Source organism: Salmonella sp. FC25216 (assembly GCF_057751355.1).
Genome location: NZ_JBDGON010000004.1, coordinates 358,768 through 383,701, shown reverse-complemented (window position 1 = coordinate 383,701; position 24,934 = coordinate 358,768). Strand labels below are relative to the sequence as shown.

The 24,934-nt window shown below is 53.3% G+C and carries 21 protein-coding genes; 12 read left to right on the top strand and 9 right to left on the bottom strand.

Going from position 1 to position 24,934, the window contains the following annotated elements; all coding sequences use genetic code 11:
* Positions 1 to 91: 91 nt before the first annotated feature.
* The 3 genes from AC3G3F_RS10955 to AC3G3F_RS10945 are packed head-to-tail and all read left to right on the top strand — an operon-like array spanning position 92 to position 2,295.
* Entirely contained in the window at positions 92 to 1,159 is a 1,068-nt protein-coding gene (locus AC3G3F_RS10955) for a hydrolase (protein WP_077950626.1), read from the top strand.
* A complete protein-coding gene (locus tag AC3G3F_RS10950; RefSeq protein ID WP_023247892.1) occupies positions 1,156 to 1,374 on the top strand; it encodes a YheU family protein in 219 nt (72 codons plus the stop codon). Before AC3G3F_RS10955 ends, AC3G3F_RS10950 begins: the two co-directional genes overlap by 4 nt.
* A 51-nt stretch (positions 1,375 to 1,425) precedes the next feature.
* A complete protein-coding gene (locus AC3G3F_RS10945; RefSeq protein ID WP_001274689.1) occupies positions 1,426 to 2,295 on the top strand; it encodes a phosphoribulokinase in 870 nt (289 codons plus the stop codon).
* Positions 2,296 to 2,390: 95 nt separating this feature from the next.
* On the opposite strand, the gene AC3G3F_RS10940 is transcribed toward AC3G3F_RS10945, so the two are convergent.
* A complete protein-coding gene (locus tag AC3G3F_RS10940) occupies positions 2,391 to 2,795 on the bottom strand; it encodes an OsmC family protein (protein WP_053507951.1) in 405 nt (134 codons plus the stop codon).
* A 307-nt stretch (positions 2,796 to 3,102) separates the two neighbouring features.
* Between AC3G3F_RS10940 and crp the strand changes: the two genes are divergently transcribed.
* Positions 3,103 to 3,735, top strand: coding sequence for a cAMP-activated global transcriptional regulator CRP (crp, locus tag AC3G3F_RS10935; protein WP_000242758.1), 633 nt, complete (start codon positions 3,103 to 3,105; stop codon positions 3,733 to 3,735).
* 48 nt (positions 3,736 to 3,783) lie between these two features.
* Complete coding sequence (locus AC3G3F_RS10930; RefSeq protein ID WP_488394992.1) at positions 3,784 to 5,871, top strand: YccS/YhfK family putative transporter; 2,088 nt, start codon at positions 3,784 to 3,786, stop codon at positions 5,869 to 5,871.
* A gap of 41 nt (positions 5,872 to 5,912) precedes the next feature.
* Here AC3G3F_RS10930 and argD read toward each other — a convergent pair whose 3' ends face one another.
* From argD to ppiA, 5 genes are all read right to left on the bottom strand, one after another.
* On the bottom strand, positions 5,913 to 7,130 hold the full coding sequence (gene argD / locus AC3G3F_RS10925) for a bifunctional acetylornithine/succinyldiaminopimelate transaminase (RefSeq protein WP_114048435.1): 1,218 nt from the start codon (positions 7,128 to 7,130) through the stop codon (positions 5,913 to 5,915).
* 85 nt (positions 7,131 to 7,215) lie between these two features.
* On the bottom strand, positions 7,216 to 7,779 hold the full coding sequence (gene pabA, locus AC3G3F_RS10920; RefSeq protein WP_023247888.1) for an aminodeoxychorismate synthase component 2: 564 nt from the start codon (positions 7,777 to 7,779) through the stop codon (positions 7,216 to 7,218).
* Between the two features lie 31 nt (positions 7,780 to 7,810).
* On the bottom strand, positions 7,811 to 8,413 hold the full coding sequence (locus tag AC3G3F_RS10915) for a putative adenosine monophosphate-protein transferase Fic (protein ID WP_079813294.1): 603 nt from the start codon (positions 8,411 to 8,413) through the stop codon (positions 7,811 to 7,813).
* Positions 8,403 to 8,570, bottom strand: a complete 168-nt coding sequence (locus AC3G3F_RS10910) for a YhfG family protein (RefSeq protein ID WP_001519136.1) — start codon at positions 8,568 to 8,570, stop codon at positions 8,403 to 8,405. Before AC3G3F_RS10910 ends, AC3G3F_RS10915 begins: the two co-directional genes overlap by 11 nt.
* A 108-nt stretch (positions 8,571 to 8,678) precedes the next feature.
* Positions 8,679 to 9,251, bottom strand: a complete 573-nt coding sequence (gene ppiA / locus AC3G3F_RS10905) for a peptidylprolyl isomerase A (RefSeq protein ID WP_053507953.1) — start codon at positions 9,249 to 9,251, stop codon at positions 8,679 to 8,681.
* Between the two features lie 275 nt (positions 9,252 to 9,526).
* On the opposite strand from ppiA, the gene tsgA reads away from it, so the two are divergent.
* The 7 genes from tsgA to AC3G3F_RS10870 all read left to right on the top strand — a co-directional run bounded on the left by tsgA (position 9,527) and on the right by AC3G3F_RS10870 (position 22,355).
* Entirely contained in the window at positions 9,527 to 10,708 is a 1,182-nt protein-coding gene (gene tsgA, locus AC3G3F_RS10900) for an MFS transporter TsgA (protein WP_023247885.1), read from the top strand.
* 323 nt (positions 10,709 to 11,031) lie between these two features.
* Complete coding sequence (nirB, locus tag AC3G3F_RS10895; protein ID WP_488394968.1) at positions 11,032 to 13,575, top strand: NADPH-nitrite reductase large subunit; 2,544 nt, start codon at positions 11,032 to 11,034, stop codon at positions 13,573 to 13,575.
* Positions 13,572 to 13,898 (top strand): nitrite reductase small subunit NirD, encoded by a 327-nt coding sequence (gene nirD, locus AC3G3F_RS10890; protein WP_023247883.1) that lies wholly within the window; start codon positions 13,572 to 13,574, stop codon positions 13,896 to 13,898. The genes nirB and nirD overlap by 4 nt, the downstream gene beginning before the upstream one ends.
* 81 nt (positions 13,899 to 13,979) lie before the next feature.
* On the top strand, positions 13,980 to 14,789 hold the full coding sequence (nirC, locus tag AC3G3F_RS10885) for a nitrite transporter NirC (RefSeq protein WP_023247882.1): 810 nt from the start codon (positions 13,980 to 13,982) through the stop codon (positions 14,787 to 14,789).
* An 11-nt stretch (positions 14,790 to 14,800) separates the two neighbouring features.
* Positions 14,801 to 16,174, top strand: a complete 1,374-nt coding sequence (cysG, locus tag AC3G3F_RS10880) for a siroheme synthase CysG (protein WP_053507955.1) — start codon at positions 14,801 to 14,803, stop codon at positions 16,172 to 16,174.
* A gap of 314 nt (positions 16,175 to 16,488) precedes the next feature.
* Positions 16,489 to 21,990: a BigA/YdbA N-terminal beta-barrel domain-containing protein gene (locus tag AC3G3F_RS10875; protein ID WP_488394966.1), complete on the top strand. Its 5,502-nt coding sequence runs from the start codon at positions 16,489 to 16,491 to the stop codon at positions 21,988 to 21,990.
* A gap of 194 nt (positions 21,991 to 22,184) precedes the next feature.
* Positions 22,185 to 22,355 carry a YhfL family protein gene (locus AC3G3F_RS10870; RefSeq protein WP_023247879.1) on the top strand — a complete coding sequence of 57 codons (171 nt, stop codon included), beginning with the start codon at positions 22,185 to 22,187 and terminating at the stop codon, positions 22,353 to 22,355.
* 141 nt (positions 22,356 to 22,496) lie between these two features.
* On the opposite strand, the gene trpS is transcribed toward AC3G3F_RS10870, so the two are convergent.
* From trpS to rpe, 3 genes are read right to left on the bottom strand one after another with little or no spacing between them, the layout of a single operon-like run.
* Positions 22,497 to 23,501: a tryptophan--tRNA ligase gene (trpS, locus tag AC3G3F_RS10865; RefSeq protein ID WP_000165559.1), complete on the bottom strand. Its 1,005-nt coding sequence runs from the start codon at positions 23,499 to 23,501 to the stop codon at positions 22,497 to 22,499.
* The gene (gph, locus tag AC3G3F_RS10860) at positions 23,494 to 24,252 is read right to left on the bottom strand and encodes a phosphoglycolate phosphatase (protein ID WP_088733678.1); all 759 of its coding nucleotides are present in this window, start codon (positions 24,250 to 24,252) and stop codon (positions 23,494 to 23,496) included. The genes trpS and gph overlap by 8 nt, the downstream gene beginning before the upstream one ends.
* Entirely contained in the window at positions 24,245 to 24,922 is a 678-nt protein-coding gene (rpe, locus tag AC3G3F_RS10855) for a ribulose-phosphate 3-epimerase (RefSeq protein ID WP_000816286.1), read from the bottom strand. Before rpe ends, gph begins: the two co-directional genes overlap by 8 nt.
* Between the last annotated feature and the right edge of the window lie 12 nt (positions 24,923 to 24,934).

Below are 24,934 nucleotides of genomic sequence, written 5' to 3'. Positions count from 1 at the left end.
CCGCCCCCCCCTGGCGAAATGAGGCGCAATTCTTATTTCGCCGGGTGATTTATTGAACGTAAAATCACATATTGATTAATCTGTGAACCTTATGCGCGGTATAGTATTGTTTCCAATTATCAATTGTTCTGGTGCTATGGTTGAGATCACGTCTACAGAAATGACCCCGCCTGTCAATGACTCGCATGAATTTATTCCCATGCGCGGCATTCGTAATCGCCATTTACAGACTATGCTGCCGCGTTTAATCCGCCGCAAAGTGAAGTTCAACGCCTACTGGCAGCGGCTGGAATTACCGGACGGCGATTTTGTCGATCTGGCATGGAGCGAAAAGCCGCAACAGGCAAAGCATAAACCGCGGCTGGTGGTCTTTCACGGCCTGGAAGGCAGCCTGAACAGCCCCTATGCCCACGGACTGATTGAGGCGGCGCAAAAGCGCGGCTGGCTGGGCGTAGTGATGCACTTTCGCGGCTGTAGCGGTGAGCCAAACCGTCTGAATCGAATTTACCACTCCGGCGAAACGGAGGATGGCGCCTGGTTTTTACGCTGGCTACAGCGGGAGTTCGGCACCGTTCCGACAGCCGCCGTGGGCTATTCGCTCGGCGGTAATATGCTGGCGTGCCTGCTGGCGAAAGAAGGCCGCAATATCCCCATCGAGGCGGCGGTGATTGTTTCTGCGCCCTTTGTTCTCGAAGCCTGTAGCTACCACATGGATAAAGGGTTTTCCCGCGTCTATCAGCGTTATTTGCTCAATCTGTTAAAAGCGAATGCGTCACGCAAGCTGGCGGCGTATCCCGGGTCGCTGCCGGTGAATCTGGGGCAACTCAAATCAATGCGCCGTATCCGCGAGTTTGACGACCTGATCACCGCGAAAATTCATGGCTTTGCCGACGCCATCGACTACTATCGTCAGTGTAGCGCCATGCCGTTGCTTAACCAGATAGCTAAACCGACGCTGATTATTCATGCCAAAGACGATCCGTTTATGGATCATCATGTGATCCCTAAAGCGGAAGATCTGCCCCCACACGTGGAGTATCAGTTAACTGAGCATGGCGGACACGTAGGATTTATCGGCGGTACGCCGCTGCGCCCTGAAATGTGGCTGGAACGCCGAATTCCTGACTGGCTGACAACGTATCTGGAGGCGTCATCATGATCATTCCCTGGCAGGGGCTCTCCCCCGACACGCTGGACAACCTGCTCGAAAGCTTTGTGTTGCGCGAAGGCACCGATTATGGTGAACATGAACGTTCGCTTGAACAAAAAGTCGCGGACGTAAAACGTCAACTGCAATCCGGCGAGGCCGTTCTGGTATGGTCTGAATTACATGAAACGGTCAATATTATGCCGAAAAAACAGTTTCGCGAATAAAACGCCTTTGACGGCAATACATTATTATTAAAGCTTAATCATGGAGTTGCCATGTCAGCCAAACATCCGGTGATAGCAGTAACAGGGTCAAGTGGCGCGGGGACCACCACCACCAGCCTCGCGTTTCGTAAAATTTTCGCGCAGTTAAATCTGCACGCCGCCGAGGTGGAAGGCGACAGTTTTCATCGTTATACCCGCCCGGAAATGGACATGGCGATCCGCAAAGCGCGCGACGCCGGGCGGCATATCAGCTATTTCGGGCCTGAAGCCAATGACTTCAGCCTGCTGGAACACACTTTCATTGAGTACGGGCAGACGGGTAAAGGCCAGTCACGTAAATATCTGCATACCTATGATGAAGCCGTACCGTGGAATCAGGTTCCCGGCACGTTTACACCCTGGCAGCCGCTTCCCGAGCCGACCGATGTGCTGTTTTATGAAGGACTGCACGGCGGCGTCGTCACGCCGCAACATGATGTCGCGCGTCATGTTGATCTGTTGGTTGGCGTGGTGCCTATCGTCAACCTCGAATGGATTCAGAAACTGATTCGTGACACCGGCGAACGTGGACACTCCCGTGAAGCAGTGATGGATTCCGTGGTGCGCTCCATGGACGACTACATCAATTACATTACGCCGCAGTTCTCCCGTACCCATATTAACTTCCAGCGCGTGCCGACCGTCGACACCTCCAATCCGTTCGCCGCAAAGGGCATTCCGTCGCTGGATGAGAGTTTTGTGGTGATCCATTTCCGCAACCTGGAAGGGATCGATTTTCCCTGGCTACTGGCGATGCTCCAGGGCTCGTTCATTTCTCACATTAATACATTAGTGGTGCCGGGCGGCAAAATGGGACTGGCGATGGAGCTGATTATGTTGCCGTTGGTACAGCGATTAATGGAAGGCAAAAAAATCGAATAACCGCGTTGAAACGCCCGATGGCGCTACGCTTATCGGGCCTACGGGATAAAAACTGGTAGGTCCGATAAGGCGAAGCCGCCATCAGATAATGATAATCACGCCGCAATCACTTCATACGAATGGGTAATATGGACCGCTTTTTCCAGCATTAGCGCCACCGAGCAATATTTTTCCGCAGAGAGATCAACAGCGCGCGCGACGGCAGCCTCTTTCAGATCGCTGCCGGTAACCATAAAATGCAAATTAATGTGCGTAAACAGGCGCGGCGCGTCTTCCCGGCGCTCGGATGTCAGCTTCACTTCGCAGTTGGTGACATTCTGACGCCCCTTTTGTAGGATCGATACCACATCAATAGCGCTACATCCGCCAGCCGCCATTAATACCATCTCCATCGGACTCGGCGCTTTGTCACCGGAGTTGCCATCCATTAAAATCTGGTGGCCGGAGGAAGACTCTCCGAGGAACGTGAGTCCTTCAACCCACTTTACACGCGCTTGCATATTTCGTAACTCCAATGTTTCAATTTTCCTGAAAGATTACGCGCATACAACAAAACTCGCAATGGAAGGCGACTTGGGTCATGCTGAAGCGAGACACCAGGAGACACACGGCGAAAGCTATGCTAAAACAGACAAGATGCTACAGTAATACATTGACGTACTGCATGTATGCAGAGGACATCACATTACAGGCTACAGTCTATTTTCGTAGCCCTCTTCCCAGGTAGCGGGAAGCATATTTTTGCAACCCCAGAGACAGTGCCGTTTTCTGGCTCTGGAGACAGCTTATAACAGAGGATAACCGCGCATGGTGCTTGGCAAACCGCAAACAGACCCGACTCTTGAATGGTTCTTGTCTCATTGCCACATTCATAAGTACCCGTCAAAGAGCACGCTGATTCACCAGGGTGAAAAAGCAGAAACGCTGTACTACATCGTTAAAGGCTCCGTGGCAGTGCTGATCAAAGATGAGGAAGGGAAAGAAATGATTCTTTCTTATCTGAATCAGGGTGATTTTATTGGTGAATTGGGCCTGTTTGAAGAAGGCCAGGAACGCAGCGCCTGGGTACGTGCGAAAACCGCATGTGAGGTCGCTGAAATTTCCTACAAAAAATTTCGCCAATTAATCCAGGTAAACCCGGATATTCTGATGCGCCTCTCTTCCCAGATGGCTCGTCGCTTACAAGTCACGTCTGAAAAAGTAGGTAACCTCGCCTTCCTCGACGTCACCGGGCGTATCGCTCAGACGCTGCTGAATCTGGCGAAACAGCCCGATGCCATGACGCACCCGGATGGGATGCAGATCAAAATCACCCGTCAGGAAATTGGCCAGATCGTCGGCTGCTCCCGCGAAACCGTTGGTCGTATTTTGAAGATGCTGGAAGATCAAAACCTGATCTCCGCGCATGGCAAGACCATCGTCGTCTACGGCACCCGTTAATCCCGTCAGAATGGCGCGTTTTATCATGCGCCATTTTTGTTTGCATCGATGTGGCGAAGACTGATTTATCACCCAGAGATTAATTACGCACTACGGCAAACGCTGGTGCTGTGCCTGCCTGTGGCTGTCGGTTTATTGATAGGCCAGCTACACCTGGGATTACTTTTCTCTCTCGTTCCCGCCTGCTGCAACATTGCAGGTCTGGATACACCGCACAAACGCTTTTTTAAACGCCTGATCATCGGCGCGTCGCTGTTCGCCGGATGCAGTCTGACAACGCAACTCCTGCTGGCAGAATCCGTCCCCCTGCCGTTGATCCTGACCGGGCTCACGCTGGTGCTTGGCGTGACGGCGGAAATTAGCCCACTTCATGCGCGGCTACTGCCAGCGTCGCTGATTGCCGCCATATTTACCCTGAGCCTTGCGGGATACATGCCCGTCTGGGAGCCGCTGCTTATTTATGCGCTGGGCACCCTATGGTACGGCGTGTTTAACTGGTTTTGGTTCTGGCTATGGCGCGAACAGCCGCTGCGCGAGTCATTGAGTTTGTTATATCGTGAACTGGCCGATTACTGCGAAGCGAAATACAGCCTGCTCACCCAACATATCGATCCGGAAAAAGCGCTGCCTCCCCTGCTGATACGCCAGCAAAAAGCGGTCGATCTCATTACCCAGTGTTACCAACAGATGCATATGCTTTCGGCGCACAACAATAATGATTACAAGCGCCTGTTGCGGGCTTTTCAGGAAGCGATGGATTTGCAGGAACACATCTCCGTCAGCCTGCATCAGCCGGAAGAGGTACAGAAACTGGTAGAACGCAGCCATGCGGAAGAGGTAATTCGCTGGAATGCGCAAACGGTCGCCGCTCGCCTGCGCGTGCTGGCGGATGACATCCTTTATCATCGTCTGCCGACGCGCTTCTCTATGGAAAAACAGATTGGCGCGCTGGAGAAGATTGCCAATCAACATCCTGAAAACCCGGTAGGCCAGTTCTGCTATTGGCACTTCAGCCGAATCGCCCGCGTGCTGCGTACTCAGCGACCGCTTTACGCCCGCGACCTGATGGCCGATAAACAGCGTCGCCTGCCACTACTCCCGGCGCTGAAAAATTATGTGTCGCTTAAATCGCCGGCGCTACGCAACGCCGGACGCATTAGCGTAATGATGAGTATCGCCAGTCTGATGGGCAGCGCGTTGCACCTGCCCAAACCGTACTGGATCCTCATGACGGTGCTGTTTGTCACCCAAAACGGCTATGGCGCGACGCGCGTACGTATTCTGCACCGTTCGGTCGGAACGCTGGTCGGCCTGGTGATTGCCGGCGTCACGCTGCACTTACATATTCCCGAAAGCATTACGCTGGCGGTCATGCTGGTACTAACGCTGGCAAGTTATCTGATTATTCGTAAAAACTACGGCTGGGCGACGGTCGGCTTTACGGTGACGGCGGTATACACCATCCAGTTACTGACGTTAAACGGAGAGCAGTTTATTGTGCCGAGGCTGATCGATACGCTTATTGGCTGTTTAATTGCCTTTGGCGGCATGGTTTGGCTGTGGCCGCAATGGCAAAGCGGGCTATTACGTAAAAACGCCCATGATGCGCTGGAAGCCGATCAAGAAGCTATCCGACTGATCCTCAGTAACGATCCGCAGGCCACCCCGCTCGCTTATCAAAGAATGCGGGTCAACCAGGCGCATAACACGCTATTCAACTCGTTAAATCAGGCAATGCAGGAACCCGGATTCAATACCCACTATCTGTCGGATATGAAACTGTGGGTCACGCACAGCCAGTTTATTGTCGAGCATATCAACGCCATGACGACGCTGGCGCGGGAACACACCATGCTGACGCCGGATCTGGCGCAGCGCTATCTGGAATCTTGCGAGATTGCGATTCAGCGCTGCCAGCAGCGCCTGGAGTACGACAGGCCAGGTGGTTCCGGCGACGTCAACATTCTGGAGTCGCCGGACATGCCGTCACATGGCTTATTGAGCACTCTGGAACAACATTTACAGCGCATCATCGGCCATCTGAACACCATGCACACCATTTCGTCGATGGCCTGGCGTCAGCGTCCGCATCACGGTATCTGGCTGAGTAAGCGGCTACGGGATACAAAAGGTTAGATCGACTGCCGGATGCGCTACGCTTATCCGACAATCCGCCATCAGGCAACCACTTTCCCTATCGCCTGCGCAAAGCGCTGCATTCCTTCATTGATATCCGCCTCTTCCACCACCAGCGACGGGGCAAAACGCATCACGTCTGGTCCGGCATTGAGCACCATCACTCCGGCCTCTGCGCCTGCGTACAGAAAATCGCGCGCCCGACCTTTATACTTCGGCTTCAGTTCCGCGCCAATCAGCAGCCCCATGCCGCGAATATCGCAGAAAATGTCAAATTGCTCGTCAATCGCCTGCAAATGTTGCACAAACTGTTGCCGCTTAGTGTGAATGCCTTCTAGTACCTCTGGCGTATTAATGATATCGAATGCCGCGCCAGCCACCGCACAGGCCAGCGGATTGCCGCCATAGGTTGAACCGTGCGAACCGACATGGAAGGCCGAGGCAATCTCCTGCGTGGTCAGCATGGCGCTCACCGGAAAACCGCCGCCTAACGCTTTGGCGCTGGTGAGGATATCCGGCGTGACGCCGTAGTGCATATAGGCAAACAGGTCTCCGGTGCGCCCCATCCCGCACTGCACTTCATCAAACACCAGCAGCGCCTGATGCCGATCGCATAACTCACGTAGCCCCTGCAAGAACGCCGGCGTCGCGGCGGTTACGCCCCCTTCTCCCTGAATAGGCTCGACCACGACGGCGCAGGTATGATCGTCCATTACCGCTTTCACCGCATGGAGATCGTTGAAGGGAACGTGAATAATATCGGCGGGTTTCGGCCCAAAGCCGTCGGAATATTTCGGCTGCCCGCCTACAGAGACGGTAAACAAGGAACGGCCATGAAAGGCGTTATGGAAGGCAATGATTTTCGTTTTGAACGGGCTATGGCGCACGCAGGCATAATGACGCGCCAGTTTAAAAGCGGTTTCGTTCGCTTCGGTGCCGGAATTCATAAACAGCACGCGCTCGGCAAACGTGGCGTCGATCAATTTACGTCCCAGACGCAACGCCGGTTCGTTGGTAAAAACGTTGCTGGTATGCCATAAGGTTTCACCCTGGGATTTCAGCGCCTCGACCAGCGCCGGATGGCAATGGCCCAGCGCAGTCACTGCGATCCCGCCGGCGAAATCGATATACTCTTTGCCCTGCTGATCCCATACGCGACTGCCTTTACCTTTAACCGGAATAAAGTCCGCCGGTGCATAAATGGGCAGAATCACTTCATCAAAAGTTGCGCGCGTAATAGCCGTTTGTTCAGTTGCCATATCATTACCACCCGGTTAAGCAGAAATGCCAGTGAAATTATAATCATAAAATATGAATAAAAAATCACTTAATAGCAACCACAAATCAACGCCGGAGGAAATTTTCCAGGAGAGCGTGTCCTTGTTCGCTGAGAATACTTTCCGGGTGGAACTGCACGCCTTCCAGATCCCACTCGCGGTGGCGAATGCCCATAATCTCCTGCGTTTCGCTCCAGGCGGTGATCTCAAAACACTCAGGCAACGTGGCAGGGTCGACAATCAGCGAGTGGTAACGTGTCACGGTTAACGGGCTGGGCAATCCCCGAAACACGCCCTGTCCATTGTGCGTAACAGGTGACGTTTTACCGTGCATTACTTTCGCTGCCCGCACCACCGTCGCGCCAAAAGCCTGCGCCATCGCCTGGTGCCCAAGGCAAACGCCCAGCATCGGAATACGTCCGGCATAATGGCGGATGACCGTCAGTGAAATGCCAGCGTCATCCGGCGTACAGGGGCCGGGAGAGATAACGATTTTTTGCGGGTTCAAAGCGTCAATGTGCGCCAGCGTCAGCGCATCATTGCGCCTGACCTGCACTTCCGCGCCCAGTTCACAAAAATACTGGTAGAGGTTCCAGGTAAAGGAATCATAGTTATCGATAAGCAGGATCATGGCGGCTCCGGGTCAGTAGAACCGCACTATTTTACTCAGTTTCGCGAGCTTCGCTTATCGCTTTCTGAAAAATTGCCTGCAAAGCGGAGAGATCGCCCATTGCGCCGCTCTGGTTCGCCTGATTCCACGTTTCAACCGCAATGCTTTGCCAACTCAGCGCGTAGCCTGCATGTAGCGCCAGTTGTTCAAAGAAGATGCGCTGCGCCAGCCCGCTCCCCAAACGAAACGGGTGAAGTACGTTAATTTCGCAGTAGTAATGCGCCAGCCGCTCGACAAACTTTTCATGCGCCAGACCGACCAGGTAGCCCTCCTCTTCCAGATCCTGCATCAGGACATTACCCTCTTTTTCGATATAGGCAAAGTGGCAGAAACGGGTATCGCCCTGGTAAATATCGACTTCCCGCAGTTGCCCCGCCCAGTCGAAAATATCCTGATAGAGCTGGCGATGAATCGCGCACAGATGGGGCAAGCCGCGTATCAGCGGCCCCAGTTCAATCGTGGCGGCGCGGAGCGCGGTCATTTCATATGCCGCTTGCGCCAGTCGCTGGGCCTGATGAATCCCCAGCCGATTACGCATCACATTCAGCCCCGGATAGAGGTACGGATCGCGTCCTTCGCCAAATTTATCGCTCATAGTGCCTCCGAAGTTCGTCAAGGCGTGCCAGCGCTTCGTCGGCGGTCAGGGTTACTAAGGGGATCTCAATACCTTCGAGACGGCGGCTTTGCTGGAAGTTAACGTTGCGCCGCTGTTCCCAAAAGCGTGACTTTTGTTTATCGGTAAGTTTCTTCACCTGGCCTCCCTGAATATGCCTGTGCTTGCCCACAAGTATAAGCAGCAATTTCAGGTTACGCTGAGACAGGGAGAAAACGCGGGTGGCTCGCCCCCGCGCAGGCATATTTTATGGCAGGACTTTCGCGGAAAGGATAACGACTGGTTTTGTCGGCACATTCTGATAAGGCCCGACATCGTGCGTCGGCACCTGAGAGATTTTATCAGCGACGTCCATACCTTTTACCACTTTACCAAAGACTGCATAGCCAAAGTCACGCTGGCCGTGGTCGAGAAAAGCGTTATCCGCGACGTTAATAAAGAACTGGCTGGTGGCGCTGTCTTTATCCGCGGTACGCGCCATCGCGATCGTGCCGCGAGTATTACGCAGGCCGTTGTCGGCTTCATTCTTAATAGGCGGATTCGGTTTCTTCTGCTGCATCTGCTCGTTAAAACCACCGCCCTGAATCATAAAGCCAGGAATAACGCGGTGAAACGTGGTGTTGTTATAGAAACCACTGTTGACGTAATCGACAAAGTTTTTCACGGAAACCGGCGCTTTCTGGCTGTTCAGCTCCAGCTCAATATTCCCGGCGGAGGTGGTTAACAGCACATGAGGATCGCCTTTTGCTGCCAACGCTGCGGGAGAAAGAGCAGAAAGAGCGAAAACAGCTACGACAGCCGCCAGAGTCGATTTGAGCATGAGATTTCCTTAACAAGAGCAGAAATAAAGCAAGTGGACTGATTCTAAAGAGCCTTCCAGGGTCAGGCCAGTCCTTTACCTAATTTTACGTATCTGAAACAAATGTAACGTCACGGCACAATGCCTGAGCCTCGCAATATACCGTGATCATGATCACGTTAAAAATGTAACGGGCAATACGTTTGCTAATAATTATTTAAATGCGTCACTAAAGCGCCTAAAATCTGCCCGCTTAACGCGCCCTCCACGCGCTTCACTTCTCTTCAAGGCCAGACATGACTAACAGCAACCGCATCAAGCTCACATGGATCAGCTTTCTTTCCTACGCCCTGACCGGGGCGCTGGTGATTGTCACCGGGATGGTGATGGGAAATATCGCAGACTATTTTCATCTGCCCGTTTCCAGCATGAGTAACACCTTTACTTTCCTGAACGCCGGGATTTTGATCTCGATCTTCCTCAATGCGTGGTTGATGGAAATCGTCCCGCTGAAAACACAGCTACGCTTTGGTTTTATCCTGATGGTGCTGGCGGTTGCCGGGCTGATGCTCAGTCATAGCCTGGCGCTGTTCTCAGCGGCGATGTTTGTGCTGGGGCTGGTCAGTGGGATCACCATGTCGATTGGCACCTTCCTGATTACGCAACTGTATGAAGGGCGTCAGCGCGGTTCCCGACTGCTGTTTACCGACTCCTTCTTCAGCATGGCGGGGATGATTTTTCCCATGGTCGCCGCCTTCTTGCTGGCGCGTAGTATTGAGTGGTACTGGGTCTATGCCTGCATCGGCCTGGTCTATCTGGCGATTTTCATCCTGACCTTCGGCTGTGAATTTCCGGCGCTGGGTAAACATGCGCAGCACTCTCAGGCGCCTGTCGCCAAAGAAAAATGGGGCATTGGCGTACTGTTTCTCGCCGTCGCTGCGCTGTGCTATATCCTCGGTCAATTAGGCTTTATCTCCTGGGTGCCGGAATACGCCAAAGGCCTCGGCATGAGCCTGAATGACGCCGGGGCGCTGGTGAGCGATTTCTGGATGTCCTATATGTTTGGCATGTGGGCGTTCAGCTTTATCCTGCGCTTTTTCGATCTGCAACGCATTCTGACCGTGCTGGCGGGTATGGCGGCAGTACTGATGTATCTGTTTATTACCGGCACACAGGCGCACATGCCGTGGTTTATTCTGACGCTGGGCTTCTTCTCCAGCGCCATTTATACCTCCATCATTACGCTGGGATCGCAGCAAACGAAAGTGGCCTCGCCTAAGCTGGTCAACTTTATTTTGACCTGCGGTACCATCGGAACGATGCTGACATTCGTCGTCACCGGCCCGATTGTGGCGCACAGCGGCCCGCAGGCGGCCTTACTCACCGCAAATGGTCTGTATGCGGTGGTATTTGTGATGTGCTTTGCGCTCGGCTTTGTGTCCCGTCATCGCCAACATAGCGCCCCAGCGGCGCATTGATAATGATTGCCGGATGGCGACGCAATGCGTCTTATCCGGCCTACAGCGTAAGCCGTTGGTAGGCCGGATAAGGCGCAGCAGCCTTCCGGCAACCTATTTTCCCTCTCCTCCCGACGAGGTAGGCCTGGTGGTCTAAAACCCCCTCATTTTGTACATTATTTGTACAAACCTGAAAAGCCTGACAATTCCGCCACTTATAAAAATCCTGACAAATCAGCCATATACCCATTAAGAGGTATATAAAGGTGAATTTGATTTACATCAATAAGTGGGGTTGCTGAATCGTTAAGGTAGGCGGTAATAGAAAAGAAATCGAGGCAAAAATGAGCAAAGTCAGACTCGCTATTATCGGTAATGGTATGGTCGGCCACCGCTTTATTGAGGATCTCCTTGATAAATCCGACGCTAGCCTGTTCGACATTACCGTGTTCTGTGAAGAACCCCGTAAAGCCTATGACCGTGTCCACCTGTCATCCTACTTCTCTCACCACACCGCGGAAGAGCTCTCTCTGGTGCGTGAAGGGTTTTATGAGAAGCATGACGTAAAGGTACTGGTTGGCGAACGCGCAATTACCATTAACCGTCAGGAGAAAGTTATTCACTCCAGCGCGGGTCGTACCGTTTATTATGACAAGCTGATCATGGCGACTGGTTCATATCCGTGGATTCCACCGATTAAAGGCTCAGAAACCCAGGATTGCTTCGTTTACCGTACCATTGAAGACCTTAACGCTATCGAATCCTGCGCCCGCCGCAGCAAGCGCGGGGCGGTGGTCGGTGGCGGCCTGCTGGGGCTGGAAGCCGCCGGCGCGCTGAAAAACCTCGGCGTGGAAACTCACGTCATTGAATTTGCGCCGATGCTGATGGCGGAACAGCTCGATCAGATGGGCGGCGAGCAGCTACGACGCAAGATCGAAAGCATGGGCGTACGTGTACACACCAGTAAAAATACGCAAGAGATTGTTCAGCAAGGTACCGAAGCGCGTAAAACCATGCGTTTTGCCGACGGCAGCGAGCTGGAAGTCGATTTTATCGTCTTCTCTACCGGTATTCGCCCCCGCGACAAACTGGCTACCCAGTGCGGTCTGGCCGTCGCGCAGCGCGGCGGTATCGTCATTAACGATTCCTGTCAGACTTCCGACCCGGATATCTACGCCATTGGTGAGTGCGCCAGTTGGAATAACCGCGTTTACGGTCTGGTCGCGCCGGGCTATAAAATGGCCCAGGTCGCCGTTGACCATATCCTCGGCAGTGAAAACACCTTTGAAGGGGCGGATCTCAGCGCCAAACTGAAGCTGCTGGGCGTGGACGTGGGCGGCATCGGCGACGCCCATGGCCGCACGCCGGGCGCCCGTAGCTATGTCTACCTCGACGAAAGCAAAGAAGTCTACAAACGTCTCATCGTTAGTGAAGATAACAAAACGCTGCTCGGCGCAGTACTGGTCGGCGACACCAGCGATTACGGCAATTTGCTGCAACTGGTACTGAACGCCATCGAACTTCCGGAAAACCCGGATTCGCTGATCCTGCCGTCACACGCGGGCAGCGGCAAACCGTCTATCGGCGTGGATAAGCTGCCGGACAGCGCGCAGATCTGCTCCTGCTTCGACGTGACTAAAGGCGATCTGATCGCCGCCATCAATAAAGGCTGCCATACCGTGGCGGCGCTGAAAGCGGAGACCAAAGCCGGAACCGGCTGCGGCGGCTGTATCCCACTGGTGACGCAGGTACTGAACGCCGAACTGGCGAAACAGGGTATCGAAGTCAACAACAATCTGTGCGAGCACTTTGCTTATTCTCGCCAGGAATTGTTCCACTTAATCCGCGTAGAAGGCATCAAAACTTTTGAAGAGCTGCTGGCGAAACACGGTAAAGGCTACGGCTGCGAAGTGTGTAAGCCAACCGTTGCTTCGCTGCTGGCGTCGTGCTGGAACGAATACATCCTTAAGCCGCAGCACACTCCGCTACAGGATACCAACGATAACTTCCTGGCGAATATTCAGAAAGATGGTACCTACTCGGTGATCCCGCGCTCGGCGGGTGGTGAAATCACGCCGGAAGGTCTGGTGGCCGTGGGTCGTATCGCCCGCGAGTTTAACCTCTATACCAAAATTACCGGTTCTCAGCGTATCGGTCTGTTTGGCGCGCAAAAAGACGATCTGCCGGAAATCTGGCGTCAGCTGATTGAAGCGGGCTTCGAAACCGGTCACGCGTACGCCAAAGCGCTGCGGATGGCGAAAACCTGCGTCGGCAGCACCTGGTGCCGCTACGGGGTTGGCGACAGCGTCGGTTTCGGCGTGGAGCTGGAAAACCGCTACAAAGGCATTCGCACCCCGCACAAAATGAAGTTCGGCGTCTCCGGCTGTACCCGCGAATGTGCGGAAGCGCAGGGTAAAGATGTCGGTATCATCGCCACCGAAAAAGGCTGGAATCTGTACGTCTGCGGTAACGGCGGCATGAAACCGCGTCACGCGGATCTGCTGGCAGCCGATCTCGATCGCGACACTCTGCTCAAGTATCTCGACCGCTTTATCATGTTCTACATTCGTACCGCCGATAAGCTGACCCGTACCGCGCCGTGGCTGGATAATCTGGAAGGCGGCATCGACTATCTGAAATCGGTCATTATCGACGATAAGCTGGGCCTGAACGAACATCTGGAAGAAGAGATGGCGCGCCTGCGCGCAGCGGTGGTCTGCGAGTGGACGGAAACCGTCAACACGCCAGCGGCGCAGGTTCGTTTCAAACACTTCATCAACAGCGACAAGCGCGACCCAAATGTCCAGGTCGTCCCAGAACGCGAACAGCATCGTCCGGCCACGCCGTATGAACGTATCCCGGTAACTCTGGTGGAGGAAAACGCATGAGCCAGTGGCAAAACATCTGCAAAATCGATGACATCCTGCCGGGAACCGGCGTCTGCGCGCTGTCAGGCGGCGAACAGGTAGCGATTTTCCGTCCTTACCATAACGATCAGGTGTTCGCTATCAGTAACATCGACCCGTTCTTTGAGGCCAGTGTGCTGTCTCGTGGGCTGATTGCGGAACACCAGGGCGAACTGTGGGTCGCCAGCCCGTTGAAAAAGCAGCGCTTCCGCCTGAGCGATGGTTTGTGCATGGAAGATGAGCAGTTCTCTGTAAAACATTACGAAGCGCGGGTGAAAGAGGGCATGGTTCAGTTGCGCGGTTAATTAATTTTGGGAGGCGCAACGCCTCCCCTTTTTTGTATTTTTTTAAATTTTAATTGTTATTGCAAATTTAAGGATGATCAAATGTTTACAGACACTATCAACAAGTGTGCGGCTAACGCTGCGCGCATCGCACGCCTGTCGGCGAATAATCCGCTTGGCTTCTGGATCAGTTCCGCAATGGCCGGGGCTTATGTCGGCCTCGGGATTATTCTCATCTTCACCCTCGGTAATTTACTCGATCCTTCTGTGCGTCCTTTGGTGATGGGCGCCACCTTCGGTATCGCCTTAACGCTGGTGATTATTGCCGGCTCCGAACTGTTTACCGGCCACACCATGTTCCTGACGCTGGGCGTCAAAGCAGGCACCATCAGCCACGGTCAAATGTGGGCTATCCTGCCGCAAACCTGGCTCGGCAACCTGGCCGGTTCCGTATTTGTCGCGCTGCTTTACAGTTGGGGTGGCGGCAGTTTGTTGCCAGTCGATACCAGTATCGTTCACTCAGTCGCACTGGCGAAAACCACAGCGCCCGCCGCGGTACTGTTCTTTAAAGGCGCACTGTGTAACTGGCTGGTTTGTCTGGCAATCTGGATGGCGATCCGCACGGAAGGCACGGCGAAATTTCTTGCTATCTGGTGGTGTCTGCTGGCGTTTATCGCTTCCGGATACGAGCACTCCGTCGCGAATATGACGTTGTTCGCCCTCTCCTGGTTTGGTCATCACAGCGACGCCTATACCCTGTCCGGAATCGGACACAATCTGTTATGGGTCACTCTCGGCAATACTTTGTCCGGCGTCGTGTTCATGGGATTGGGTTATTGGTATGCTACGCCAAAATCGGAGCGCCCTGTTCCGCAAAAAATCAACCACATTAAGGTTACAGCCAGCCATTAAGGGGTAATGTCGTGGACCATTTGCCTATATTTTGTCAATTACGCGACCGCGACTGTCTGATCGTCGGCGGTGGCGATGTCGCAGAACGCAAAGCACGTTTGCTACTGGAAGCAGGCGCACGTTTAACGGTCAATGCGCTAACCTTTATTCCACAGTTCACCGTATGGGCAAATGAAGGCATGTTGACGCTGGTCGAGGGGCCGTTCGACGAAACGCTTCTCGACCCGTGCTGGCTGGTGATCGCGGCCACCGACGACGATACCGTCAACCAGCGCGTCAGCGAAGCGGCGGAGTCACGCCGTATCTTCTGCAACGTGGTGGATGCGCCGAAAGCCGCCAGCTTTATCATGCCCTCCATTATCGACCGCTCGCCGCTGATGGTAGCGGTCTCTTCCGGCGGTACCTCCCCGGTGCTGGCGCGTCTGCTGCGCGAGAAGCTGGAATCGCTACTGCCGCAACATCTGGGGCAGGTCGCGCGCTATGCCGGACAACTCCGCGCCCGGGTAAAAAAACAGTTCACCACCATGGGCGAACGCCGTCGCTTCTGGGAAAAATTTTTCGTCAACGACCGGCTGGCGCAGTCGCTGGCAAATGCCGATGAGAAAGCGGTTAACGCGACGACCGAGCAACTGTTTAGCGAACCGCTGGATCACCGCGGTGAAGTGGTGCTGGTCGGCGCCGGGCCGGGCGATGCCGGACTGCTCACGCTGAAAGGGTTACAACAAATCCAACAGGCGGATATCGTGGTTTATGATCGCCTCGTCTCCGACGACATTATGAACCTGGTACGCCGCGATGCCGATCGGGTATTTGTGGGGAAACGCGCAGGCTACCACTGCGTCCCGCAGGAGGAAATCAACCAGATCCTGCTACGTGAAGCGCAAAAAGGTAAACGCGTGGTACGCCTGAAAGGCGGCGATCCTTTTATCTTTGGTCGCGGCGGCGAAGAGCTGGAAACACTATGTCATGCCGGTATTCCTTTCTCGGTAGTACCGGGGATTACCGCGGCTTCCGGTTGTTCCGCCTACTCCGGTATTCCACTAACCCATCGCGATTACGCACAGAGTGTGCGTCTGGTCACGGGTCATCTGAAAACCGACGGCGAGCTGGACTGGGCAAACCTGGCGGCAGAAAAACAGACACTGGTGTTCTATATGGGTCTGAGTCAGGCGGTGACTATCCAGGAAAAACTGATCGCATTCGGTATGCAGGCTGATATGCCGGTCGCGCTGGTTGAAAATGGCACCTCTATCAAACAGCGGGTGGTCAATGGCGAACTGGCGCAGTTGGGCGAACTGGCGAAACAGGTGGTCAGTCCGGCGCTGATTATTGTTGGTCGCGTGGTCGGGCTACGCGATAAATTAAACTGGTTCTCGAATCATTGATTTCCGTGATGCCCTGTTATTCAGGGCGTCTATTTATTTTCGCCATTAAGTAATGATTTATTCTTACGTTACATTTTAATTAAATTAAATTCATTTATATTTAATATTATTCCCTGCAACAATTAGCCCTCACCGTCAAAAAAATAGCCTTTTCGCCCCTTTTTCGTGCTCCAGTAATTAGCCAGGCAAATACTTATTAATTCCTTAACAAACGAAGCAATTTTGGATACGCAGAGTCCAAACTATAAACTGACCTTTCTGACAAAATGTAAATCACGTTTTCTTTATACGCCCAGTTTAATTAAGGATAACCTATGCAAAGGAAAAAACTCCTGGCTATTGGTATTGCGCTTGCCCTGCAAACCTCTTATTACCCCGCTATGGCTGCCGATAATACCGACGATGATAATAAATGTCCCACTAATATTTCCTCATTATCTCAGGCTGAGAGGGAAAAATTGCCCGCCGAATGTCTTATTACTAAAGTAGAGCAGGATAATCACTGGGGATGGGCGGCTGGCGGTATTGCGGCACTGGCAGCCAGTGTCGCACTGGGCGTGCATAATAGTGACAGTGATGGCAACTCGCATCACACTGTTTCTCCGACACCGTCGGATGATGGCGGCGATGTCACACCAACACCTCCTGATGATACCTCTATCATATCCTACAGTAACGGCGTCACTGATGACAGAGGCGAGGATACGCTGAGTTTCAATGATATTAAGCTGGATAACGGCAAACATCTCGGCCCGGCAACGCTAAGTTATTCCAAACAAGACGAGCGATGGCAGTTAACCACCCTTAGCGGTAAGACGCTGGATGTCTCCGGCTGGAATGTCACAGACGATAACGCTGCCGTCATTGAAGGTACTCAGGAAAACGGTCTGTACTGGAAGTATGACAGCCGGGGATATCTGATCCTTGCTGATGACCAGACGCAGGTGACCACTGGGGATAACGAGACCCACGCTACCGATCGCGGAATGACCGTGAGCGGCGCTAACAAAACCGGCGTTATCATTTCCGGCGATAAAACCACCAATACCCTCACCGGCGACGCCATTGTTAGCGACGGCGCAGTCGGTCTGGTGATTACCGGCGATAACACCATCAACACGATTTCAGGCGATACGTCGGTTGACGGCGCCATCGGCGCCTTGATTTCCGGCAGCAACTCAAGTACCACGCTTTCCGGCAATATCAACGTCAGTGGAGGTGGAACGGGTATGGTTATCGATGGTAACCGAACCATCATTGATAATACCGGTACCTCCACCATTAGCAGTGAGGGCTCTACAGGTTCGATTATTCTTGGCGATAACACGCGTCTCATCAACGATGGTGAGTTAGAGGTCTCCGATGGCGCTACCGGGGCAAAGATCGTCGGCGATGGCGCAATTGTCGATAATACGGGTAATTCCACCACCCGTGGAGCAGGCTCTACCGGGCTGTACATTGAGGGTGACGACGCCTATGTGGTCAATGCTGGCGACCAGACGATTACCGATGGCGCTACGGGCACCCACATTAAGGGCGACAACGCCCGCATGATGAACGCCGGTAATGTGCATGTAGACGGTGCGGGCTCAACCGTCGCCGTCATTGACGGCAATAACGCCAAACTGACTCAGAACGGCGACCTGCTGGTGACCAATGGCGCGATGGGCATTATTACCAACGGTCAGGGCGTAACGCTGACCAACAATGGCAACATCACCGTGCATGACGAGGGATCGACTGGTTTTGTGGTGGCGGGAGAACAAAACACCCTCACCAACAAAGGCAACATAGACGCCAGTCTCAACGGTACGGGCGCTCTGGTCAGCGGTACTGAGTCAGACGTTAATCTGAGCGGCGACATCAACGTCGACTCGGTGCAGGACAGTGACGGCGTCTTCCAGGGGGCCACTGGCGTCAATGTCAGCGGCAGCGATAACGCGGTAAATATCCAGGGTAACGTCAACGTTAGCGCCAACTACGCCCAGGACTCGCTGATTTCTGATGAGATCCCACTCAACGGTATTGCCATCACCGGGAACAACAATGACGTGACGCTTGACGGTACGTTGAATCTCAACGCCAGCGACCTTAGCAATGTCGTCGGCCAAACCCAGGACATTACGGGTCTGGACATCCAGGGTGACAATAACAATGTGAATATCACCGGCGGCCTTAATATTACGGCGACCGGCTCTACGGATGATGAAAACAGCGCCATCCACGCTATTAATATTAACGGCAACAGCAAAGTCACGCTGAGCGGCCACTCTACCGCAGACTTAACCACCATGATTGGCGGGGACGTGATGCTGGCGAAGGTACAGAACGGCGGCCAACTGGTGCTGGACGAAAACTCCAGTGTCGATATCGACATGAACTTCCTGGACTCCTGGTATTATGACTACAACGCGCTGTTAGTCGCCTCCGGGGCGGATTCCGATATCGAGAATCAGGGCACTATCAACGACGATGGAGCTGCGCAACTGTTGATGGCGCGTGATGGCGCGCATGTCGCCAACAGCGGCGCTATCACCGCCTGGACAAAGGATAATCTCAATAACAGCGATACCCGCGCGGGCATTATCATCGCCATGGATAAAGGCTCCGTCAGCGAGAATAAGGCAGGCGGCAATATCACGTTGCTCTCGGATCAGAAACCTTTCTATAGCGGCGGCGGCATGCCGGAGTACTCACTTAAATGGTATGGTAATACCTATTACGCGATGCTGGCGAACAACTATGGCGAAGTCAGCAATGACGCCGGGGCAACAATTACGCTTCAGGGCGCGGGCGTATACGGCGTTTCAGCCGCCAAAGGTACTGCGAGCAATGCCGGTGATATTTATCTCGACGGTTTCGTCCCGACGCTGGATGATGCGGGCAACATTACCGGTAAAACATTCTGGCAGCCCACAAACCTCAATATAACCAGTGCAGGTATGGTTGCTGGCTCAACGGATTCGGGTAACGGCGACGCCACCGCCACCAATACCGGCACCATCACCGTCAATAATGCCGGGTTCGGCATGATGGCGCTCAACGGCGGCACCGCGATTAACCAGGGCACAATTACGCTGACGGCAGATGAAGGCGTCACGCAAGCCGATGAAAACCAACTGGTCGGCATGGCGGCATTAAACGGCGGTACGGTCATTAACGACACCACTGGCACTATTAATATCGACGCCAGTTTCGGCAAGCCGTTCCTCGCCGACAGCAGCAGCCTGGTCGTTAACTATGGCACCATCTGTATAGAGGATAGCTGTCAGGACAGCGCAACCTATAACCCAACCGATCCCTATGTTCAAAATGCCTTGCGGGATGGCGTGATCGCCGATACCGACGAAACGGTCACACTGGATCAAAAAACTATCATTATTGGCAACGTGGATAATAACGGGACAGTCAATGGCAGTGAACTGGCTATCCAGACCAACGGCGTACTGACCAACAATGCTTCCGGCATCATCAATAACACCATTACGATTTCCAGCGGTGAGCTGGATAATAAAGGCATCGTCAACAGCGTCACCATCACCAGCGGCACATTTAACAACGAGGGAACGGCAGACGCGCAAGTCGTCATGAACAACGGCACCTTTAACAATCTTGCCAGTGGCGACGTCAACCGCGGCGCTAAGCTTAACAATAATGCGGTGGTCAATAATAGCGGTACCTGGCATCTTGGATACGAAGACGAAGGGGCGGACAAAGGCACGCTGGATCTTAATCAGAGTTCGGTGTTCAACAACAGCGGCGAGCTGATTATTGATAACAGCAAAAATGCCATCAACATGCGCGGCGCCAGCACACTCTATAACACCGGTCATATGGAGTTCACCGCATCAGCCTATAATGGTGCCATCAATGTCTGGGGCGGTTCTGGCGATTTCATTAACGCTGGCACAGTGGATGCGACCACCCAAGCCGTATTCGCCAGCGGCGACAACGCCAGCGGCGATTACAACTCTTATTTCTGGAACCAGGAAAGCGGCGTTATTAACTACGATCTTGATGGCGGCGCAGTCGTCAAAATTAGCCACAGCAACTTCGTAGCGCAGAACGATGGTACCATTAACGTCAGCGGCAACAACGCTTACGGCATGTACGGTAGCAAAAATGCGCAGCTGGTGAACAACGGTACCATCAACCTCGGCACCAAAGGCACTACCGATACCGGCATGATTGCCATGGCGCTGGACTCCGGTGCAACAGCTGACGCTGTGATTGAGAACAACGGCACCATCAATATCTACGCCAGCGACTCGTATGCTTTCAGCGTGGCTGGCGCAGGCCATGTGGTCAATAATGGCACCGTGGTTATTGACGACAGCGTGACTGGTTCTGGCCTCATCAAACAAGGTGACAGCGTCAATGTAGAAGGATTGAATGGTAATAACGGCAACAATACCGAAGTTCACTACGCTGACTACAATCTACCTGCCGATCCAGCCGATACGGTCAATACCGCAAACGGCACTTCCGACACCGCCAGCAACGACCTGAACGGTTATGTAGTGGGCACCAGTGCCGACGGCAGCGCGGGTAAGCTAATGGTGAGCAACGCCAGTCTGGACGGCGTGGAGATTAATACCGGCTTTACCGCAGGTACTGCCGACACCACCATCACGTTTGATAACGTCGTTGAAGGCAGCAACCTATCGGATGCAGGCGCAATCCAGTCCACCACTGTGGTCTGGAACGCGCAGGGGAGTACGGATAGCAGCGGCAACGTTGATGTCACGATGACCAAAAACGCCTATGCCGATGTCGCCACCGACAGCAGCGTTTCTGACGTCGCGCAGGCGCTGGATGCAGGTTATACCAATAATGAGCTGTACACCAGCCTCAACGTCGGCACCACCGCCGAACTGAACAACGCCCTTAAACAAATCAGCGGCAGCCAGGCGACCACCGTCTTCCGCGAGGCCCGTATTCTCAGTAATCGCTTTACTATGCTGGCCGATGCCGCGCCGCAAATTAAAGATGGCCTGGCATTCAACGTGGTGGCGAAAGGCGATCCGCGTGCCGAACTGGGCAATGATACCCAATACGACATGCTGGCGCTGCGCCAGACGCTGGATTTGACCGCAAGCCAGAACTTGACGCTGGAGTACGGTATTGCTCGTCTTGATGGCGGCGGTTCGCAAAAAGCGGGCGATAACGGCCTGACCGGCGGCTACAGTCAGTTCTTCGGTCTGAAACATAACATGGCGTTTGGTGAAGGCCTGGCCTGGAATAACAGCCTGCGCTATGACGTGCATAACCTCGACAGCAGCCGTTCTGTTGACTATAGCGATGTCAACAAAGTCGCCGATTCCGATGCGCGTCAGCAGTACATGGAATTCCGTAGTGAAGGCGCAAAAACCTTCTCCCTGATGGACGATGCGCTGAAAGTGACGCCGTATGCTGGTGTGAAATTCCGTCACACTATGGAGGACGGCTACAAAGAGCGCAGCGCCGGAGACTTTAACCTGTCAATGAACTCTGGCAACGAAACGGCAGTGGACTCCCTTGTCGGTCTGAATCTGGACTATACCGGGAAAGATGGCTGGAGCGCCACCGCCACTCTGGAAGGCGGTCCGAACCTGAGCTACAACAAGAGCCAGCGCACGGCGTCATTACAGGGCGCGGCGGGTCAATCGTTCAGCGTGGATGACGGTCAAAAAGGCGGCGGCGTTAATGGACAAGCAACCATCGGCGTGAAATACAGCAGCAATGATACCGTGCTGCATCTGGACGCATACCAGTGGAAGGAAGACAGTATCAGCGATAAAGGCTTTATGCTTAACGTTAAGAAAACATTTCGTTAAATAAACGACATTATATAACACTAATACAGGCCGCTTATTATTAAGCGGTCCTGTTTAAATCATATTTTCTGGTAAAGATGAAGTCCTTATTTGGACTACCTATATGGTTTATTAATTGCTATCGTAATATACGCTAAATAGACATTATATTTATCCCATAAATAATATCCCTTTTATTCAACAAGGATTTTGATATGTTCAAATTTGTAAAAACTGCCATTGTGGCAGGGGTTCTGGCGACGCTCACCGCCTGTACGGGTCATATTGAAAACAAAAAAAACAACTGTAGCTACGATTATTTGCTGCACCCTGCAATTTCTATTTCTAAAATTATTGGCGGTTGCGGCCCGGCTGCCGATCAATAATAGAAACGACTGCGCAGATACAAAAAAACCGGGATTTCCCGGTTTTTTACAGGCCTGATAAACGGAACAGCGCAGGTGCCTTGTCCAACTTCGCTCGTTTGTAGGCCCGATAAGCTAGCGCCATCGGGCAGGCAATAACCGTTACGGTTTCGCCACAAAGCCAATGGCTTCGTAAACCGCTTTTAGCGTTTCGGCCGCACGCGCGCTGGCTTTTTCCGCCCCGTCTTTCATCACCTTCTGCAAGAACACTTCGTCGTTGCGGAAACGGTGATAGCGCTCCTGCAACTCAGACAGCATTCCGGAAACCGCCTCCGCCACTTCGCCTTTCAAATGACCATACATTTTACCTTCAAACTGTTTTTCCAGTTCAGGAATGCTCTGACCGGTCACGGCGGAAAGAATATCCAGCAGGTTAGAGACACCCGCTTTCTCTTTCACATCATAACGTACTACCGGCGGCTCGTCGGAGTCAGTGACCGCACGTTTGATTTTCTTCACTACCGATTTCGGATCTTCCAGCAGACCGATCACGTTATTACGGTTATCGTCCGATTTGGACATTTTCTTCGTCGGCTCCAGCAGCGACATCACGCGCGCGCCGGATTTCGGAATAAACGGTTCCGGTACTTTGAAAATATCGCCATACAGCGCATTAAAACGCTGGGCGATATCGCGACTCAGCTCCAGATGCTGCTTCTGATCTTCGCCTACCGGCACCAGATTGGTTTGGTACAGCAGAATGTCAGCGGCCATCAGCACCGGGTAATCAAACAGACCGGCATTAATGTTTTCCGCATAGCGCGCAGATTTATCTTTAAACTGCGTCATACGACTCAGCTCGCCGAAATAGGTATAGCAGTTCAGCGCCCAGCCAAGCTGCGCGTGTTCCGGCACATGGGACTGAACGAAAATAGTGCTCTTTTCAGGATCAATACCACATGCCAGGTACAGCGCCAGCGTATCCAGCGTCGCTTTACGTAGCTGCTGCGCGTCCTGACGCACGGTAATAGCATGTTGGTCTACGATGCAGTAGATGCAATGATAGTCATCCTGCATGTTTACCCACTGACGCAATGCCCCCATATAGTTGCCAATGGTCAATTCACCTGAGGGCTGTGCGCCACTAAAAACGATGGGCTTAGTCATTTTTTATTTCCTGGTTATCGCTATGCGGAAGCCCAAGTGCGGGCAAAAGATCGTTAAAACTGTCATAAATGACGTCCGGCTCGCTAAGAGCGATCGCTTCGCCATAATTGTAGCCGTATGTCAGGCCAACCGAAGGGCAGCCCGCCGCTTTTGCAGCCTGAATATCATTACGCGAATCGCCGACAAAAAGCATCTGCTCCGGCATCATGCCCAGCCGGCTTGCCACCAGCAACAGCGGCTCCGGATGCGGCTTCTTATTTTGCACATCATCGCCGCCGATAACCACACTAAAGTATTTGGCGATATCAAGCGATTCCAGCAACGGCGCGACGAACGGCGTCGGCTTATTCGTCACCAGACCTAATGACAATCCGCTGGCGTGCAGCGCGCCCAGCGTGTCGGCGACATGCGGAAATAAAAAGGTGCCCTCTTCCGCCACTTCGCCATAATACTTGTCGAACAGTTTACGCAGAATGCGTACCTGTTCCTCGGCAGGAATATCTTCATCAACGGGCGGTTTACCCATCGTCTTACGCAGCGCGGCACGTTCCTCGCGAGCCCAGGCCAACGCGCGCTCCATCAATACATCTGCGCCGTTACCAATCCAGGTAATCACGCGCTCCTCGCCCGCGACCGGCAGTTCCAGCGCATACAGCGCCATGTCCACCGCCGCGGCAAGCCCCGGCGCGCTATCCACCAGCGTACCGTCAAGATCAAAGGCGACGCCCCGAATATTCTGCAACTTATCCATGACTTACCTTTGCCAGCTCACTGCGCATTTCATCAATCACTTTTTTGTAATCGGGCTTATCGAAAATCGCCGACCCCGCAACAAACATGTCCGCACCTGCTGCTGCGATCTCGCCGATATTGTTCACCTTCACGCCGCCGTCCACTTCCAGACGAATGTCGTAGCCAGACGCATCAATCCGGCGACGCACTTCGCGCAGCTTATCCAGCGTCTGCGGAATAAAAGACTGACCGCCGAAGCCAGGATTCACAGACATCAGCAGGATCACATCCAGTTTGTCCATTACGTAATCGAGATAACTGAGCGACGTTGCCGGGTTGAATACCAGCCCCGCTTTACAGCCGTGTTCTTTAATCAGCTGTAGCGTGCGGTCAACATGTTCGGAGGCTTCCGGGTGAAAAGTAATGATGCTCGCGCCAGCGGCGGCAAAATCGGGTACGATACGGTCGACCGGCTTGACCATCAGGTGGACATCAATAGGCGCGGTAATACCATATTGACGCAGGGATTTCAGCACCATCGGGCCGATAGTCAAGTTCGGCACATAGTGGTTATCCATGACGTCAAAGTGTACAACATCAGCACCGGCAGCCAGCGCTTTTGCGGTGTCTTCACCCAGGCGAGCAAAATCAGCCGACAGAATTGAGGGGGCAATCAAATACTGTTTCATCCGCTTCTCCTT

Coding starts and splice junctions, on each gene's coding strand:
- argD (WP_114048435.1), bottom strand. CDS start 7,130: ATGGCAACTGAACAAACGGCTATTACGCGCGCAACTTTTGATGAAGTG.
- rpe (WP_000816286.1), bottom strand. CDS start 24,922: ATGAAACAGTATTTGATTGCCCCCTCAATTCTGTCGGCTGATTTTGCT.
- nirC (WP_023247882.1), top strand. CDS start 13,980: ATGTTTACAGACACTATCAACAAGTGTGCGGCTAACGCTGCGCGCATC.
- AC3G3F_RS10875 (WP_488394966.1), top strand. CDS start 16,489: ATGCAAAGGAAAAAACTCCTGGCTATTGGTATTGCGCTTGCCCTGCAA.
- AC3G3F_RS10915 (WP_079813294.1), bottom strand. CDS start 8,413: ATGAGCGATAAATTTGGCGAAGGACGCGATCCGTACCTCTATCCGGGG.
- gph (WP_088733678.1), bottom strand. CDS start 24,252: ATGGATAAGTTGCAGAATATTCGGGGCGTCGCCTTTGATCTTGACGGT.
- nirB (WP_488394968.1), top strand. CDS start 11,032: ATGAGCAAAGTCAGACTCGCTATTATCGGTAATGGTATGGTCGGCCAC.
- AC3G3F_RS10930 (WP_488394992.1), top strand. CDS start 3,784: ATGTGGCGAAGACTGATTTATCACCCAGAGATTAATTACGCACTACGG.
- AC3G3F_RS10950 (WP_023247892.1), top strand. CDS start 1,156: ATGATCATTCCCTGGCAGGGGCTCTCCCCCGACACGCTGGACAACCTG.
- tsgA (WP_023247885.1), top strand. CDS start 9,527: ATGACTAACAGCAACCGCATCAAGCTCACATGGATCAGCTTTCTTTCC.
- ppiA (WP_053507953.1), bottom strand. CDS start 9,251: ATGCTCAAATCGACTCTGGCGGCTGTCGTAGCTGTTTTCGCTCTTTCT.
- AC3G3F_RS10870 (WP_023247879.1), top strand. CDS start 22,185: ATGTTCAAATTTGTAAAAACTGCCATTGTGGCAGGGGTTCTGGCGACG.
- crp (WP_000242758.1), top strand. CDS start 3,103: ATGGTGCTTGGCAAACCGCAAACAGACCCGACTCTTGAATGGTTCTTG.
- pabA (WP_023247888.1), bottom strand. CDS start 7,779: ATGATCCTGCTTATCGATAACTATGATTCCTTTACCTGGAACCTCTAC.
- trpS (WP_000165559.1), bottom strand. CDS start 23,501: ATGACTAAGCCCATCGTTTTTAGTGGCGCACAGCCCTCAGGTGAATTG.
- AC3G3F_RS10955 (WP_077950626.1), top strand. CDS start 92: ATGCGCGGTATAGTATTGTTTCCAATTATCAATTGTTCTGGTGCTATG.
- AC3G3F_RS10940 (WP_053507951.1), bottom strand. CDS start 2,795: ATGCAAGCGCGTGTAAAGTGGGTTGAAGGACTCACGTTCCTCGGAGAG.
- nirD (WP_023247883.1), top strand. CDS start 13,572: ATGAGCCAGTGGCAAAACATCTGCAAAATCGATGACATCCTGCCGGGA.
- AC3G3F_RS10945 (WP_001274689.1), top strand. CDS start 1,426: ATGTCAGCCAAACATCCGGTGATAGCAGTAACAGGGTCAAGTGGCGCG.